Genomic DNA, 14,644 nt, shown 5'->3' on the forward strand with positions numbered 1-14,644 from the left:
TGGTATTGATCACCATCTCATCAGAGTCAGGTCGTCGGCGTGGACGGTTTCACGATTGCGGAAAATCGAGATGATGATGCCCAGGCCAACCGCCGCTTCGGCCGCCGCGACCGTCATTACGAAGAAAACGATCACCTGGCCGTCCATCGAACCGAGCCGGCTGCCGATCGCGATGAAGGCGAGATTTACGGCATTGAGCATCAACTCAATCGACATGAACATCACGAGAATGTTGCGGCGGATGATCACGCCGGCCACGCCGATCGCGAAGATGATCGCGCTCAGCGACATCATGTAGGTGAGCGGAATCATGATGCGGTCTTCCTCGCAGCGCGCGGGTCATCCGTGCCCGGCAGCCGCCGCGCCAGCGCGACCGAACCGACCACCGCGGCCAGCAGCAGCACGGAGGTCACCTCGAAAGCGACCAGGTAGTCGGTGAACAGCTTCCCGGCGAGGCTTGCGAGCGAACCGTAGCCCACGGGTTCGTGAGTGAACTTCACCTGCAGATGAGGGGGAGCGAGGATAAAAAACAGCTCAGTCGCCAGCAGAGCCGCTGTGAGGGAGCCGAATAACTTGAGCGCGAGATGACCCGTCGGACCGGTCTCGACTTGAAGATTCAACAGCCAAATCACGAACAGGAACAGAACCATGATCGCGCCGGCATAGACGATGATTTGCAGGAAACCGACCACAACGGCGTCTTCGCCAATAAACAGAACGGCTACGGTCATCAGCGTTGCGATCAAGGCGAGCAGCGAATGAATCGGATTGCGCTGGACGATAACGCCGAGCGCCGAGACGATCGCCAACGCGCCGAGAAAGATATACAGGAACGGCGGCATCACTGGACTCTCCCGGTTGCCACCACGACGAATGCGGTTACCAGCACGTTGAACAGCCCGAGCGGCACCAGTCCTTTCCATCCCAGACGCATCAACTGATCGTAGCGGAAGCGCGGCATAGTCCATCGCACCATGCCGAGAAACATGCACAGCGCGACGACCTTGAACAGGAATGCGACTACGCCCATCAGTGAGACCGCCAGTGCGGGGAGGGCAAGAAATGCGCCGCCCGGGAGATGAAATCCGTCGCGCATGAGCCACGGAATCTGCCATCCGCCGAGGAAAAACGTTGTCAGCAGCATCGCGACGAGGGCCTGCTCGGCAAAGTCGGTCAGCATGAAGACCGCCTGCTTGCCGCCGGAGTATTCGATGAAAAAACCCTGGATCAGTTCCGACTCGCTCTCTGGCAGGTCGAACGGAATGCGCTTGGTCTCCGCAGCGCCCGCCACGAGCAGGAGAATGAAGGCGAGCGGCTGCGTGAAAATTGCCCAGCGCGGCAAAAATCCGAACCACACACCGCCCTGCCCGCGCACAATTTCCTGCAAGTTCAGGGTGCCGAAAGTCATGATCACCGACACGATTGCGAGTCCCATCGCAAGCTCGTACGAGATCATCTGCGCCGTCGCGCGAATCCCGCCGAGCAGCGCCCATCGATTGTTCGAGGACCATCCTGCGAACGCGGTGCCATACACGCCAAGGCCGATCGTCGCGAGCAGATAGAGCGCGCCGGCGTTGAGATTGGCCGCCTCGAGATCGATGCGATGGCCGGAAATCGAAATCGTGTCGCCAAACGGGATCACGACGAACGTGATCATAACCGGGAACAGCGATAGGAACGGCGCCAGCGTGTGCAGAAATTTGTCAGCGCCAGCCGGAACGAAGTCTTCCTTGGTGAACATTTTGATCGGGTCGGCGATGGTGGTGTTGATGATTCCGAGGTTGGGCATCCCCATGCGCTTGCCGAGTCCGGTTACCGTGGCGCGATTCGATCCGATTCGGTCCTGGATCAGCGCGCTGCCCTTGCGCTCGAAATAGAGCAGGAACAGCGACAGACTCAATCCGGCCAGGATCATCAGGATCGCTTTGATCGCGCCGGCGATTAACTCAATTGTCACGGCCGGCAAGCTCGTCGATGAGTTTGAGGATGCTTTCTTCGGTGAGGTTTTCGACGTACGCGTCCTGATTGAGCTGGAGCATCGGCGCGGTCCCGCATGACGCCATGCATTCGGCCGAGCCCAGCGTGAACTTGCCGTCGGGGGTCGTCTCGCCCATCTCGATATTCAGCCGGCGCCGGATGCAGCCCACGATTTTGTCGGCGCCGCGCAGCCGGCACGAGAGATTCGTGCACACGTCGAGCAGGTAGCGGCCGACCGGCTTGCGATGGAGCATCGTGTAGAATGACACCACCGCGCGCACGTGCGCGGGCGGCAGTTCCATCAAATGCGCGACGTAGTCCAGCGTCTCATCGCTGAGCCATCCGAACTCGCGCTGCGCGATCCACAGCGTCGGCAGCAGCGCAGCCCGCTGCGTCGGGTACCGACCAAGCAGTTGCCGGTACTCAGCAAGCGCGGCGTCGGAAAACTTGGGTGGCTGGTTTGCAGGCATGGCGGGCGTATTACTGGTCCTTTAACATCAAAGTTCTTGAGTTCAGGAATCTTAATGATTGCTAGCTAAAATTTCGCCAATCCGCCAGAGGCGCAAGCTTGCGCGGCTTAACCTTGGCCGCGAACTTGCGGGATCCGGGCAGAACGGGTTATCTATCGTTCGCGACTTCGAGGCAAGAGGCGTTGGCCGATTCGCTCAAAACGCGTTCGCCGGTTCGATCAAAACACGCCTCGAAGAAAACTGATGCGATGCGAATTATTGCGGGACAAGCTCACGGCAGGCGGCTCAAGGCGCCGCGCGGCCTGCACACCCGCCCCACTTCGGCGCGGGCGCGCGAGTCGATTTTCTCGCGGCTGGCGGTGCGGATGGATCTTAGCGGGGTGCGCGTGCTCGACATCTTCGCCGGCAGCGGCTCGCTGGGAATCGAATCGCTCTCGCGCGGCGCCGCACACGTGACGTTTGTGGATTCCTCGCGCGACGCCGCCGCGGCGATTCGCGCCAATCTTGCCGAGCTTGAACTGGGCGATCGGGCCCGCATGGTCGTGTCCGACGTGCGTCGCGCACTCGGCGAACTCCAGCGCTCGCACGAGTCTTTCGACCTGGTCTTCGTTGACGCGCCGTTCAAGGATGACATGAGCGCGGAGGTGCTGGCTCTGCTTGGTGAATTCCAGCTCGTCGCGCCCGGCGGATGGGTGGTAGTGGAGCAATCGAAGCGCGCGCCTGCAGCGCTACCAGCTCCCAAAGCCCATGAGCGCGCGTTTGTTGCAACCATCGGCGATCACCGGATCGCCTTTTACCGCCGACTCAATCCGGCGCCGAGTGCGGAGTGATGGCCCCAGGAAAATGACCAACAAAAGCAAAGAGCGTTCCCCGTTGATCGCGGTCTACCCCGGCAGCTTCGACCCGATCCACAACGGACACGTTGACGTCATCCGGCGCAGCGTCGCGATCTTCGACGAGGTGATCGTTGCGGTCACCTACAACCCGCACAAGGATGCGGCGCTGTTTTCCGCCGACGAACGCGTCGAAATGATCCGCGAAGTCATCCGCGACCTCGAGCCGCGCGCCCGCGTGGACAAGTTCAGCGGACTGTCGGTCGATTACGCGGAACGAATCGGCGCCAAGGTGTTGATTCGCTCACTGCGCGCCGTGACGGATTTCGATTACGAGCTGCAGATGGCGCAGATGAACAAGCAGATGAGCCCGAGCGTCGAAACCGTCTTCATGTTCTCCAATCCGCGGCTGTTCTTCAGTTCCTCGCACTTGATCAAGGAAGTCGCAGGATATGGCAAGCGCTTGCCGGAGCTGGTCCCGGAACTCGTGATCGAGCGGCTGCGCGCAAAACTCAAAGTCGCTTGAGCCGTGTGATTTGAAAAGCGTGGCAGCGCATTTTAACAGGCGGTTTTTTCAAACCGCCGGGAAAGATACAATCTATCCGTGCCTGGCCTGCGCCATGCGCGGATCATTCGACATCTGGATTTAACCAATGCTGAAGCTCAATCGCAGAATTGCCGCTATCAAACCGTCCGCGACATTGGCGGCCGACGCCCGCGCCACCGAAATGAAGCTCGCCGGAATCGACGTCATCTCGCTGGGTGCCGGCGAGCCCGACTTCGACACCCCCGAGCGCATCAAGGAGGCCGCCGGGAAAGCGCTCGCCGCGGGCCAAACCAAGTACACGCCGGTGGGTGGAACCGCGGCGCTCAAAAATGCGATCAAGCTCAAGCTCAAGCGCGACAATAACCTCGACTACGAGCCGGGCGAGATAATCGCGTCGGCCGGATGCAAGCAGGCCGAGGCCAACGTGATCGCCGCGCTGTTCGACGAAGGCGATGAAGTGATCATCCCGACTCCGGCGTGGGTGAGCTTCGCCGCGATGGTCTCTCTGGCGGGCGCCGAGTCCAAGTTCGTGCCGTGCCCCGAACGGACAGGCTTCCTGCTCGAGCCCGAAACTTTGCGCCGCGCGATTACGCCACGCACCCGCGGGATCATTCTCAACTCGCCGTCCAATCCAACCGGCGCCGTGTACGGGCCCGAACAGCTCACTGCCATCGCCAAAGTGCTGGTCGACACCGGCATCTGGGTGATGTCCGACGACGTTTACGAGCACATCGTGTTCGACGGGCTCGCACCGCACATCTTCCATCTCGAGCCGCGGCTCAAGTCCCACGGCATCGTGTTCAACTCGCTGTCGAAGACCTACGCGATGACGGGATGGCGGATCGGATTTGCGGCCGGGCCGAAGGAAGCGATCGCGGCTGCCGGACGCTTGCAGAGCCAGAACAGCGGCAATCCCAATTCCATCGCGCAAGCCGCCGCGATCGAGGCGCTGACCGGCCCACAGGACGAGCTCAAACCGATGCTCGAGGCCTTTCGCAAACGCAACGCGCTGGTGGTCGAGCGCGTGCGGCGCATCCCGGGCTTCAAGCTGCCCAATATACCGCAGGGAGCGTTTTACGTTTTCCCCAACGTATCGGAGTTGCTCGGCAGCCGCTTTGGCGACAAGGAAATCACCGACGGCGACGGGCTCGCGGTTTTTTTGCTCGACCAGGCGCACGTTTCGCTGGTCGGCGGCAACGACTTCGGCGCGCCGGATCACGTCAGGATTTCGTATGCCACTTCGATGGAGAATCTGAACCAGGCATTCGATCGCATCGAACGCGCCGTCGCGAAGCTCAAGCGCTAGCAGCGACGGCCGAGCGGGCAGGTTCGCCCACCTCGAAGCCGCGGCTTCCGGTCATTCGGATTCGCCGCGCGGTGAAGCTCGGCGGCTTGCGCCCTAGCCCCGGCGCTTGCGCCACGGAGCGGGAAATTCACCGGTCTCGAGCCAGCGCACGTAGTCGGCGAGAATCTCCGCGTGATCGAACGCGAGCGGAGTGGGCGGATTGCGCGGATCGCACAGCGCGGCGTTCTTCGCGTCATCGGCGGCGCGCGGCGTCCCCGATGCGCGCGCGACATACACCACCGTGATCGTCTGGCCGCGGGGATCCCGATCGGGCCGCGAATAAACGCCGAGGATCGCGCGAATCGCGACTTCGAGCGAGGTCTCCTCGCGTGCCTCGCGAACCGCGGCATCCTCGACGGTCTCGCCAAAATCGACGAATCCGCCGGGAATCGCCCATCCGAGTGGAAAATTCCTGCGCTCGATCAAAACGACTTTGTCGCCGATCTCCGTGATTATGTCGGCGGCTATCGGCGGGCATTTCGGCCGTGCCATGATGCGATTCTAACACGGCGCGTCGTTCGCGCGGCACGGTTCATTTTTGCCCGTCAGCGCCGCGTGGCGTTGACAAGCGCGCGCGCGGACCACAAAGTTCCATCATCTATGCGGGTAGCACGGCTCTACGATTTCGGCGACATCCGCGTCGAGGAATGCGCCCGGCCCGAGGTCGGCGACGGCGACATTCTGATCCGCGCGAGCGCGTGCGGCATCTGCTCGGGCGACATCATGCCCTGGTACATGAAGCGCAAGGCGCCGCTCGTGCTCGGCCACGAACCGGTCGGCGTCGTCGAGCAGACCGGCGCGGCGGTGCGCGGATTCAAGGCCGGCGACCGCGTTTTCGTGCACCATCATGCGCCCTGCTTTCAATGCGCGGCGTGCAGGCGCGGCGAATACGTGCAGTGCGCGACCTGGCGCTCGACCAACATCGTTCCGGGCGGGATGGCGGAGTTTTTTCTCGTGAGCGCGGCCAATCAACGCGACACGCTACGGCTCCCCGACTCGATGGACGACGCCGACGGCGTGCTCATCGAGCCCGCCGCCTGCGTCGTCAAGTCACTAAAGCGCTCGGGCCTGAAGGCCGGCGAGACAATTCTGGTCATCGGTCTCGGCATCATGGGCATGATGCACGTGAAGTTGGCGCGGCATCTCGGCGCCGGGATGATAATCGGCGCGGACCTGTTCCATTCGCGCGCCAACCGCGCGGTCGAACTCGGAGCTGATTGTGGAATCGTCGTCGAGGGCGACAACATGATCGAGCAAGTGCGCGAAGTCACCAACGGCGCGATGGCCGACGTCGTGATCGTCGGACCCGGCACTTCGAAAGCAATCGCCGCGGGCATTGCCGCCGCCGGAAGGGGCGCGACCGTCGTCCAATTCACGGCGACGCCGCCCGACGATGAACTGCTCGTCAAACCGCACGATCTCTACTTCAACGAGACCCGGCTCATTCCGAGCTATTCATGCGGACCCGACGAAACGCGCCGGGCATTGTCGCTGGTCGAGCGCGGCGTGATCAACGCCGCCGAACTGGTGACGCATCGCTTTCCGCTGGCGCAGATCACCGAGGCGTTTGCGACCGCGCAAAAGCCCGAATCGCTGAAAGTAATAGTCACATTTGCGAGTTGAGTTACTACGCAACTCGCCGCCGAGCCGCGTACGCGTGGCACTGCTGATCAGCAAATCTGAAGCCGTAACTGAGTAATCAGTCCGGCGAGGGAAGAGGCAAAGTCGAACGAGGGCGGCTGCGGATGCAACCGCCCTCGTGATTATCAAGCCTGAGCGAAATTACGGAGTAGCGGGAGCCGGAGCCGGAGCCGTTGCGCCACCAGCCGCTGCACCTGCCGCTGCGCCTGCCTCAGCACCAGCTGCTTCGCCAGCCGCTGCGCCTGCTGCGGCCGCCTTCCTGTGGCGACGAGCAGCGCGGTGCGCCTCATGATGTTCCGAAATCGTCTTCGACGCGATCGCCTCTGCACGATCCGCAGCCGCCTTCGCATCGCTGGCCGCCTGCTCTACGCGGCTCGCAGCCGCCTGAGCCTGCGCAGCAGCCGCCGCGGATTTCTGGGCCGCCGAGTCCGCGCGGGCCGCAGCCTGATCAGCGCGGTTCGCCGCGTTGACGGCGCGCTGTGCCGGATCCGGCTCGTTCGACGCACATCCCGCGAGCAACGAAAGGGCCAACACAGCCCCGGCAAGACCAACCAGTTTTGAAGATTTTCTCATTAACCCTTCCATTTCTTCCTCCTAAGGAATGCGCAGAAGCGTTGCTAAGTAATTCACGGCCCCTGCATTTAAGACACTCATCTTTGTCTCACAAACTCCCAGTCCCTTGCAAGCCTTCATCGTGCGAAATGTTCGAAGAAAAATACCATTGATGGACTAGCTATATGTATCTTGCGTATCGCGACGGCGCGTTATGAAGATGCGATCAAAAGTCACGGGTGAACCAGTGATGTCGATTCCATTTACGTCCACTCACAGCGGGATATTCGGCCTCATTGCTAATCTTCTCGCGCTCGTCGGAGTTGTCGTAGCTACTCTTGAGAGTTTACGATGTGACTATAATGAGAGCGCGAAAACGACTATTTGATGCACTTGGCATCTGGTTCCCGACAAAGCGCTTTCTTGGTTCCCACCGGCACCGTTCCACTGGCGATCGCCAATACTCGCCGAGCGACTAGAAGTCGTCGCCGTAGTCGTCCATTCCGCCCATGCCGCCGCCCATGCCACCCATGCCGCCGCCCATCCCACCGCCGCCGGGCATCCCCGCCATCGGCGCCGGCTTCTTCGGCGCTTCAGCCACGGCGGCCTCAGTCGTCAGTATCATCGATGCGGCGCTGGCCGCGTTCTCGAGCGCGGAACGGACCACCTTGGCCGGATCGATCACGCCCGCTTTGACGAGATCTTCGTAAACTTCGGTGGCGGCATTGAAACCGAAATCACCTTTGCCTTCGAGCACTGCGTTGAGAACGATTTCCGGTTCGTGACCGGCGTTACGCGCGATCTGCTTGAGCGGTTCCGCCATCGCAGCCGCAACGATTCCCGCGCCGGCCTTTTTGTCGTCATCGAGTCTGAGCGACTTCACCGCCGCGATCGCGCGCACGAGCGCGACGCCACCGCCGGGCACGATTCCCTCCTCGACCGCGGCGCGGAGCGCATGAACGGCATCGTCAACGCGCGCCTTCTTTTCCTTCAGTTCGACTTCGGTCGCCGCGCCAACCTTGATCACGGCGACGCCGCCGGTGAGCTTGGCCAGCCGCTCTTGCAGCTTCTCGCGGTCGTAGTCCGAGGTGGTTTGTTCGATCTGGCGGCGGATCAATTCGATTCGTCCCTGGATTTCGGACTTCTTGCCGGCGCCGCCAATTATTGTCGTATTGTCCTTGTCGATCAGAACTTTCTTGCACTTGCCGAGCGCGGCGATCTCGACCTTCTCGATCTTGGCGCCGAGTTCCTCGGCGATCAGAGTGCCGCCGGTCAGAATCGCCATGTCCTGCAGCATTTCCTTGCGTCGATCGCCGAAGCCCGGCGCCTTCACGGCCGCGACTTTGATCGTTCCGCGCAGTTTGTTGACGACCAACGCGGCCAGCGCCTCGCTGTCGACGTCCTCCGCGATTATCAGGAGTTGGCGTCCGGTCTGCACGACGCTCTCGAGCAGCGGCAGGATTTCGCGCAGGTTCGAAAGTTTCTTTTCGTGGAACAGAATCAGCGGCTCGTCGAGTTCGACCGTCAACTTGTCGACGTTGGTGACGAAGTACGGCGACAGATAACCGCGATCGAAGCGCATTCCTTCGACGAGATCGAGCACCGTATCCAGGCCGCGCGCTTCTTCGACGGTGATCACGCCTTCCTTGCCGACCTTGTCCATCGCGTCGGCAACAATTTTGCCAATCGACTTGTCGCCATTGGCCGCTACCGTCGCGACCTGCTCCAGCCGCTCGCGCTCCTTCACCGGCCGCGACATCTCCTTGATAGTTGCGACCACCTTGACCACCGCGGCGTCGATTCCGCGCCGCAGTTCCATCGCGGGGAATCCCGCCGCCAGCAGCTTGATCCCCTCGCGCACGATCGCTCCCGCCAGCACCGTCGCGGTCGTGGTGCCATCGCCGGCGACGTCGGAGGTCTTCTGCGCGACCTCGCGAATCAGCTTCGCGCCCATGTTCTCGAAGCGGTTCTCGAGTTCGATTTCCTTGACCACGGTCACGCCGTCCTTGGTTACGATCGGCGAGCCGAAACTCCTCTGGATCATCACGTTGCGGCCCCTGGGGCCAAGCGTTACGCGCGCTGCTTCCATCACCAGCGTCGCGCCCTTGACAATTCCGGCCCGCGCTCTCTCGTGCAGCTCAACCGTTTTGGCTGGCATGTAGATATATCTCCGTTCTTGCTATCTCGTCATCGATTCAGCCTGAGCAGACCACCACACCGGTGGCCGCTGGACCGTTTGCAATTTAAGCATCGCATCAGGCAATGCAAGGGGCTGTCGCCACACCCCAAGTATCTTTATGAAGTTCGCGCGGCGTGCAAGGATGTACCGTCGCAAGCTGGCTGGATTTCTGGCGGAGGCTATCAAGGTGCACCAAATCAATGAGCCGATCACGGGCAAGCGCGCCGGCGCGGCGATCGCGGTGATGGCGATAATCTGTGGAGCAATCGGGATGATGCCGGCTTCGCTCGCGTGGCCGGCGCCGGTCGCGTCAACCGACAGCTCTCGCCAGATTAAATCCCAACGTCAACAGCAAATTCTTCAACTCGCAGCGCAGTCTGCGGCCCCAGTGGCCCAGGAAGAGACCGACGATGATGACAAGGACGTTCCGACCAGCCAGGTCGACAAGTACATCAGCGTTTACGAGGTGATGCAGAAAGACCACAACCTGACGATCGAGCAAGCCGCTTCGAAACAAGGTCTCACGGTTGCGCAGTTCAGGGAGCTTGAGGGACGAATCGAGCGCAACGACACGTTGCGCGAGCGGGTTCGCAAGGCGCTCAGGCACGCGGCGAATCCCGCCGCTACAGACTCGTCGGACGAGTAACCGCGCGGCCCCCGATCGACGACAACTGCGATCACGCACAAGACTAAGCGGTGACGGAAGGAGATTGCTCCTTCCGCCACCGCTTCACATGGCTGGTTCTGTAACCGGGTCTGGTCGATTACTTCGTAACCGAAGTCGAGAACGCCGCTTCCAGGCGCGACACTGCGTCGTTAGCACGACGGACCGCATCCTCCGCGCCGCTGGCCGCAGTCTCGGCCTGCTGAGCGGCAGTCGCAGCCTGATTGGCCGAAGCTTCCGCCGCGTTCGCCGATGCTTCCGTCTTGGTCGCATCCGCTTCAGCTTTTTCGCTGGCGCTGTTGATCGTCTTCATGTCAGGACCGCACGCGGTCATGAACGCTGTCACGGCCACGACACCGAGCAACTTTACGATTGTCTTCATCCGAGCTCTCCTCCAGTAGTTCAAGTCAACAGCCAGTCCCGGTACACTGTTCGTACAGATTCAATTGTCAGGGCTGGACGAGTAATCCCGGTAATACTTGCAAAACCCGTTTACGAACGCAAGGCGATATAGTCCCGGGCCGGTTCTCTTCGGAACATCGCGCTCGCTACGCGATTAGATGAACTGAATTGTGTATGATTGACAGGCAAAACTTTCAGCGGTTATGGTCAGCTTCGGCAAGCCAGTGCTGTTGCGGGCTTTCCCTGTCGGGTTTTCCAACATCATTTAACTGGGATCCGGTTACAAGATGGCGACGACGATCACGAGCGAATGCATCAATTGCGGAGCGTGCGAGCCGGAGTGTCCGAACACGGCGATTTACGCGGGCGGAGTGTCGTGGGAGCTCAACGGCGCGACGAGTCCCGCGATCGGACAGGACATCTATTACATCGTGCCGTCGAAGTGCACCGAATGCGTCGGCTTTTACGACCATGAAGCGTGCGCGACGGTGTGTCCGGTAGATTGCTGCATCCCCGACCCGGCCAACGTGGAGAGTGAAGGCGTGCTGCTCGCGCGCGCGAGGCAGTTGCATCCCGACGAGAGGTTCCCCGACGACGCGCCGTCGCGTTTTCGCAAACAGGCGGTCGCCACCGGCGCGGAAGCGGCGGCCGCGCCCAAGCCAGCGGCGGAGCCTGCGCCCAAGCCCGCGACGGAGGCTGGAAAACCTGCGGTCGCGCCAGCGGCGTCCGCACCCAAGCCCGCGCCGGCGGAGGCTGCAAAACCTGCAGTCGCGCCAGTAGCGTCCGCACCCAAGCCCGCCGCGGAGCCTGCGAAACCTGCGGCGGCGCCAGCAGCGTCCGCACCCAAGCCAGCGCCAACGCCGGCAGCGGCGCCAGCAGCAACCGCGCCGGCACCGGGTCTCGCGATGATGCGTTTGCCCAATGACGTCGGTGCGTTGCCAGGACCAATTGGCGAGAAACATTTCCCCAGCGAGCTCGAAGCTGATTTCGATGCCGTCCTGGCTTCAGTTAACGCTTCGCCGGTTCGCATAGCGCCGACGCCGGTGCGGATCGCGTTTCGGCTTGCCGAGCCGATTCTCGGCGCGATGCCGGTCGGCGTAAAGGCGCAACTCGAAGAGGCAGTGGGCAGCAGCGGAGGATTTTCGAGAGTCCGCTCGACCGCGCTCAACATGATTCTGAATCTGATTCTGTACCCCGTAATCATGACTGCATTTGCGGTTGTGGTGCTCGGCGACCGGCTGTTTTCGCAAAGTACCGGCGGATGGATCATGCTCGGCATATTGATTGCGTCGGCCGAGGCCGCGTGGCGGTTGCGCGAGGGAGTGATTCACGCCAAGCCCGCCAGCGAGCTGACGTATCGTGGATGCTGGTACGGACTCGCGCTCGCACCGATCGGCTCCATCCTCGCACGTGCGGGGGGCGCGGGCAGGAGAACAGAGCGCAAGGTGGCGTTCGACGGGTTCGAGGGCGCCATGCATGAAGACAAGACCGAGCGCGATCGCCGCTACGGGACCGTTTACACCGTCGCCGAGTATGCCAACGCATACCTGGTTCGGCTCGAGATGCCGCGCAAGCTGCCGCTGTCATCGCTCAAGCGGTTGTGGGATCTGCCCGACGAGATGCCCGACTACGATTACAACATCATGCTCGGCGACAACGTGCTTTCGATCAACGCGAGCGTGCGTGGCGAGACGATCCGCCGATTGTCCTACGTCTCGTCGGCGTTCCCGGCCGATTTCATGACCCGAATCGAGTTCGGCAAGCCGGTGAGCGCGTTCAAGCATCGGATGCGCGACAAGGTGCTCGAGGTCGTCGTTCTCAAGGCGGAGGCGGCCCAGTTTCAGCACGCCGCCTGAAAAATTCTCGCGAGCTTAAACCGGCGTACGAGCTGGACCGGCGGATTGGGCGCGCAGACAGTGCACTTGAGTTTGGTTGAGATGGCGATCCACATTCGGGACGCCACAGATCGCGACCTGCCCCGTATCCTCGAGATCGAGCGGCTCGCCTTCCCTGCCCCTTGGACCCCGGCCTCCTTTCAACGTGAACTGACTCTGCCGTTCTCGCGCATCATGGTCGCGGTCCCGGCGGCGAGCCACGAGCATGGGCGGGACGACAACGACAACGGAAAGATTGCCGGCTTTCTCTGCCGATGGCTGATCGCCGACGAATGCCACATCCTCAATATCGCCGTGCATCCGGATTCGCGCCGACTCGGGATCGGCACCGTGTTGCTAGCCGAAGCAATCGCCGAGGCAAAATCGGCTGGCGTCGGCGTGGTTACGCTGGAAGTTCGCCGTTCAAATCTGCCTGCGCGGCAGCTTTATCGCAAATTTGAGTTCGAAGAACGGCGTTTGAGACGGCATTACTACGGTCCCGGTGAAGATGCGATCATTATGGAACTGCGGTTCGACTGACTTGATTCGACGGTTAATTCCGAACATTGTTCTATCCAGTCCGGCCAGCTTCACTTTCTTTTCAGACTGGGCTTACAAATCAAGTAAGTTTGTGTCATAATGTGCTCACATTCCAGGCTGATCGGATCGGTGATGAACCCCGTGGTCGTCAACCCTGTCCGAAATCCAGAGCCTGCCATCGAGTGCCATTAGCGCGATGAATTTGCCGTTCAAGAAGGGTGAAAAAGTGGTCTACCCCGCCCATGGGGTGGCCGTCATCGAAGACATCCAGATGCGGGTCATCTCCGGGACGGAGCGACGTTTCTACATGCTCCGAATCCTCGGCACCGAGAAGATGACCATCATGATCCCGACCGAGAACGTCGAGTCGGTCGGACTTCGGCGCGTTATCGGAAAAGATATGGTGGAAAAAATTTACCGTATCCTCCGCCAGCGCAAGGTCGAGGTTGACACGCAAACATGGAATCGCCGCTATCGCGAATATACGGAGAAGATCAAGACTGGTTCTCCGCTGGAAATCGCCAAGGTGCTGCGCGACCTGCTGGTGCTCAAGAGCGACAAGGAATTGTCGTTCGGCGAGCGCAAGATGCTCGACACGGCGCGATCCTTGCTCGTCAAGGAATTGTCGATCGCTAAGGCGCATCCTGAAGAGAAAATCATGGAAGAACTGAAGACGATCTTCGCGAACTAGCCGCCGCCATCAATCCAATTGTGCGAATAAGGCCGGGATTTTCTCCCGGCCTTTCCTTTTGTCGAAGGGGCCTGCGATTTTGTTGAAGGCGAAGATTCGGTGTGCGAATCTCGCTGGCATGGCGAAACCGCGAAACCGCGAAACAGTGAAACAGTGAAACAGTGAAAAAGTGAACCCGTGAAACAGCGAAAGCGAATAATCCTGCTCGCGGCAATTTCCTCGGGCACGGCCGTAAATTGAAAGCTTCGGCGATCATCGTTGCGGCGGGAACCGGCGTGCGGCTTGGGTCGGACGTGCCCAAGGCGTTCGTGAAGATCGGCGGCCGCACGATGCTCTCGTATTCGCTTGGCGCCGTCGGACAAGTCAATTCGATTGGCGAAGTTGTGATAACAGTGCCCGAGGGATTCGAAAGCGCGGCGCGCGCCGAAGCCGCGGCTGCCGGGCTTGGCGTGGCGGTCAAGATTACACCGGGCGGCATCGAGCGCCAGGATTCGGTTCGAATCGCGCTCGGACTGACCAGTTCGGAGAGCGAACTGGTGATAGTGCATGACGCGGCGCGCCCGCTGGCGACGCCGGCAATTTTCGAGGCGTGCCTGGCGGCGGCGGCGCGAGCCGGCGGTGCGATCGCGGCGATACCGGTGGCCGACACTTTGAAGCGCGTCGCTGACAGCGCGATCGCGGCGACCGTCGCGCGGGCCGGGCTATGGCAAGCGCAAACTCCGCAGGCATTTCGCCGCGCGGTGCTGGTCGCGGCGCATCGACGCGGATTCAGCGAGGGAGTTGTCGCGACCGATGACGCGGATTTGGTCGAACGGACGGGAGTTCGCGTCGAAGTGGTCGAAGGCTCGACCGCGAACATCAAGATCACGACGCCATCCGATTTGGCGATCGTCGAGGCAATCGTAGCCGCTCACAAGGACGGCTGATCT

General features: G+C 61.3%; 16 protein-coding genes and 1 pseudogene. 10 read left to right on the plus strand and 7 right to left on the minus strand.

The genetic code is table 11. From position 1 onward, the window contains the following. Positions 1 to 9: 9 nt before the first annotated feature. From nuoK to ABR989_RS07290, 4 genes are read right to left on the minus strand one after another with little or no spacing between them, the layout of a single operon-like run. Positions 10 to 312, minus strand: a complete 303-nt coding sequence (nuoK, locus tag ABR989_RS07275) for an NADH-quinone oxidoreductase subunit NuoK (RefSeq protein ID WP_333648409.1) — start codon at positions 310 to 312, stop codon at positions 10 to 12. Beyond that, positions 309 to 842, minus strand: coding sequence for an NADH-quinone oxidoreductase subunit J family protein (locus tag ABR989_RS07280; protein ID WP_428127152.1), 534 nt, complete (start codon positions 840 to 842; stop codon positions 309 to 311). Before ABR989_RS07280 ends, nuoK begins: the two co-directional genes overlap by 4 nt. After that, entirely contained in the window at positions 842 to 1,957 is a 1,116-nt protein-coding gene (locus ABR989_RS07285) for a complex I subunit 1/NuoH family protein (RefSeq protein ID WP_428127047.1), read from the minus strand. The genes ABR989_RS07280 and ABR989_RS07285 overlap by 1 nt, the downstream gene beginning before the upstream one ends. Further along, positions 1,947 to 2,447: an NADH-quinone oxidoreductase subunit NuoE family protein gene (locus ABR989_RS07290; protein ID WP_428127049.1), complete on the minus strand. Its 501-nt coding sequence runs from the start codon at positions 2,445 to 2,447 to the stop codon at positions 1,947 to 1,949. The genes ABR989_RS07285 and ABR989_RS07290 overlap by 11 nt, the downstream gene beginning before the upstream one ends. Positions 2,448 to 2,629: 182 nt before the next feature. Here ABR989_RS07290 and rsmD point away from each other — a divergent pair, with 182 nt between their 5' ends. From rsmD to ABR989_RS07305, 3 genes are all read left to right on the plus strand, one after another. Beyond that, positions 2,630 to 3,277: a 16S rRNA (guanine(966)-N(2))-methyltransferase RsmD gene (gene rsmD, locus ABR989_RS07295; RefSeq protein ID WP_428127051.1), complete on the plus strand. Its 648-nt coding sequence runs from the start codon at positions 2,630 to 2,632 to the stop codon at positions 3,275 to 3,277. Positions 3,278 to 3,290: 13 nt separating this feature from the next. Continuing rightward, positions 3,291 to 3,806: a pantetheine-phosphate adenylyltransferase gene (gene coaD, locus ABR989_RS07300; protein ID WP_428127053.1), complete on the plus strand. Its 516-nt coding sequence runs from the start codon at positions 3,291 to 3,293 to the stop codon at positions 3,804 to 3,806. A gap of 127 nt (positions 3,807 to 3,933) precedes the next feature. Continuing rightward, positions 3,934 to 5,133 carry a pyridoxal phosphate-dependent aminotransferase gene (locus tag ABR989_RS07305; RefSeq protein WP_428127054.1) on the plus strand — a complete coding sequence of 400 codons (1,200 nt, stop codon included), beginning with the start codon at positions 3,934 to 3,936 and terminating at the stop codon, positions 5,131 to 5,133. A gap of 93 nt (positions 5,134 to 5,226) precedes the next feature. Here ABR989_RS07305 and ABR989_RS07310 read toward each other — a convergent pair whose 3' ends face one another. Next, complete coding sequence (locus ABR989_RS07310) at positions 5,227 to 5,664, minus strand: NUDIX domain-containing protein (protein WP_428127057.1); 438 nt, start codon at positions 5,662 to 5,664, stop codon at positions 5,227 to 5,229. A 108-nt stretch (positions 5,665 to 5,772) separates the two neighbouring features. Here ABR989_RS07310 and ABR989_RS07315 point away from each other — a divergent pair, with 108 nt between their 5' ends. Together ABR989_RS07315 and ABR989_RS07320 are read left to right on the plus strand one after the other, a co-directional pair. Next, a complete protein-coding gene (locus ABR989_RS07315; protein WP_428127059.1) occupies positions 5,773 to 6,795 on the plus strand; it encodes an alcohol dehydrogenase catalytic domain-containing protein in 1,023 nt (340 codons plus the stop codon). Positions 6,796 to 7,092: 297 nt separating this feature from the next. Further along, the gene (locus ABR989_RS07320; protein ID WP_428127061.1) at positions 7,093 to 7,374 is read left to right on the plus strand and encodes a hypothetical protein; all 282 of its coding nucleotides are present in this window, start codon (positions 7,093 to 7,095) and stop codon (positions 7,372 to 7,374) included. Positions 7,375 to 7,840: 466 nt separating this feature from the next. On the opposite strand, the gene groL is transcribed toward ABR989_RS07320, so the two are convergent. Beyond that, positions 7,841 to 9,523, minus strand: coding sequence for a chaperonin GroEL (gene groL, locus ABR989_RS07325; protein WP_428127064.1), 1,683 nt, complete (start codon positions 9,521 to 9,523; stop codon positions 7,841 to 7,843). A gap of 163 nt (positions 9,524 to 9,686) precedes the next feature. Here groL and ABR989_RS07330 point away from each other — a divergent pair, with 163 nt between their 5' ends. Beyond that, positions 9,687 to 10,190 (plus strand): hypothetical protein, encoded by a 504-nt coding sequence (locus tag ABR989_RS07330; RefSeq protein ID WP_428127065.1) that lies wholly within the window; start codon positions 9,687 to 9,689, stop codon positions 10,188 to 10,190. Positions 10,191 to 10,308: 118 nt separating this feature from the next. Here the strand turns inward: ABR989_RS07330 and ABR989_RS07335 are convergent, their stop codons facing one another. Further along, positions 10,309 to 10,590: a hypothetical protein gene (locus ABR989_RS07335; RefSeq protein ID WP_428127068.1), complete on the minus strand. Its 282-nt coding sequence runs from the start codon at positions 10,588 to 10,590 to the stop codon at positions 10,309 to 10,311. 307 nt (positions 10,591 to 10,897) lie between these two features. Between ABR989_RS07335 and ABR989_RS07340 the strand changes: the two are divergent. The 4 genes and pseudogenes from ABR989_RS07340 to ispD all read left to right on the plus strand — a co-directional run. Beyond that, positions 10,898 to 11,191, plus strand: a pseudogene (locus tag ABR989_RS07340) (4Fe-4S dicluster domain-containing protein); the annotation flags it as partial. Positions 11,192 to 12,547: 1,356 nt separating this feature from the next. Further along, positions 12,548 to 13,024, plus strand: coding sequence for a ribosomal protein S18-alanine N-acetyltransferase (rimI, locus tag ABR989_RS07345; RefSeq protein WP_428127070.1), 477 nt, complete (start codon positions 12,548 to 12,550; stop codon positions 13,022 to 13,024). Positions 13,025 to 13,220: 196 nt separating this feature from the next. Further along, on the plus strand, positions 13,221 to 13,715 hold the full coding sequence (locus ABR989_RS07350) for a CarD family transcriptional regulator (RefSeq protein ID WP_324094479.1): 495 nt from the start codon (positions 13,221 to 13,223) through the stop codon (positions 13,713 to 13,715). Between the two features lie 236 nt (positions 13,716 to 13,951). Beyond that, positions 13,952 to 14,641, plus strand: a complete 690-nt coding sequence (gene ispD / locus ABR989_RS07355) for a 2-C-methyl-D-erythritol 4-phosphate cytidylyltransferase (RefSeq protein ID WP_428127072.1) — start codon at positions 13,952 to 13,954, stop codon at positions 14,639 to 14,641. The last annotated feature ends 3 nt before the right edge of the window (positions 14,642 to 14,644 follow it).

Source organism: Binatus soli (SeqCode) (assembly GCF_050015535.1).
GTDB classification, from domain to species: domain Bacteria; phylum Desulfobacterota; class Binatia; order Binatales; family Binataceae; genus Binatus; species Binatus soli.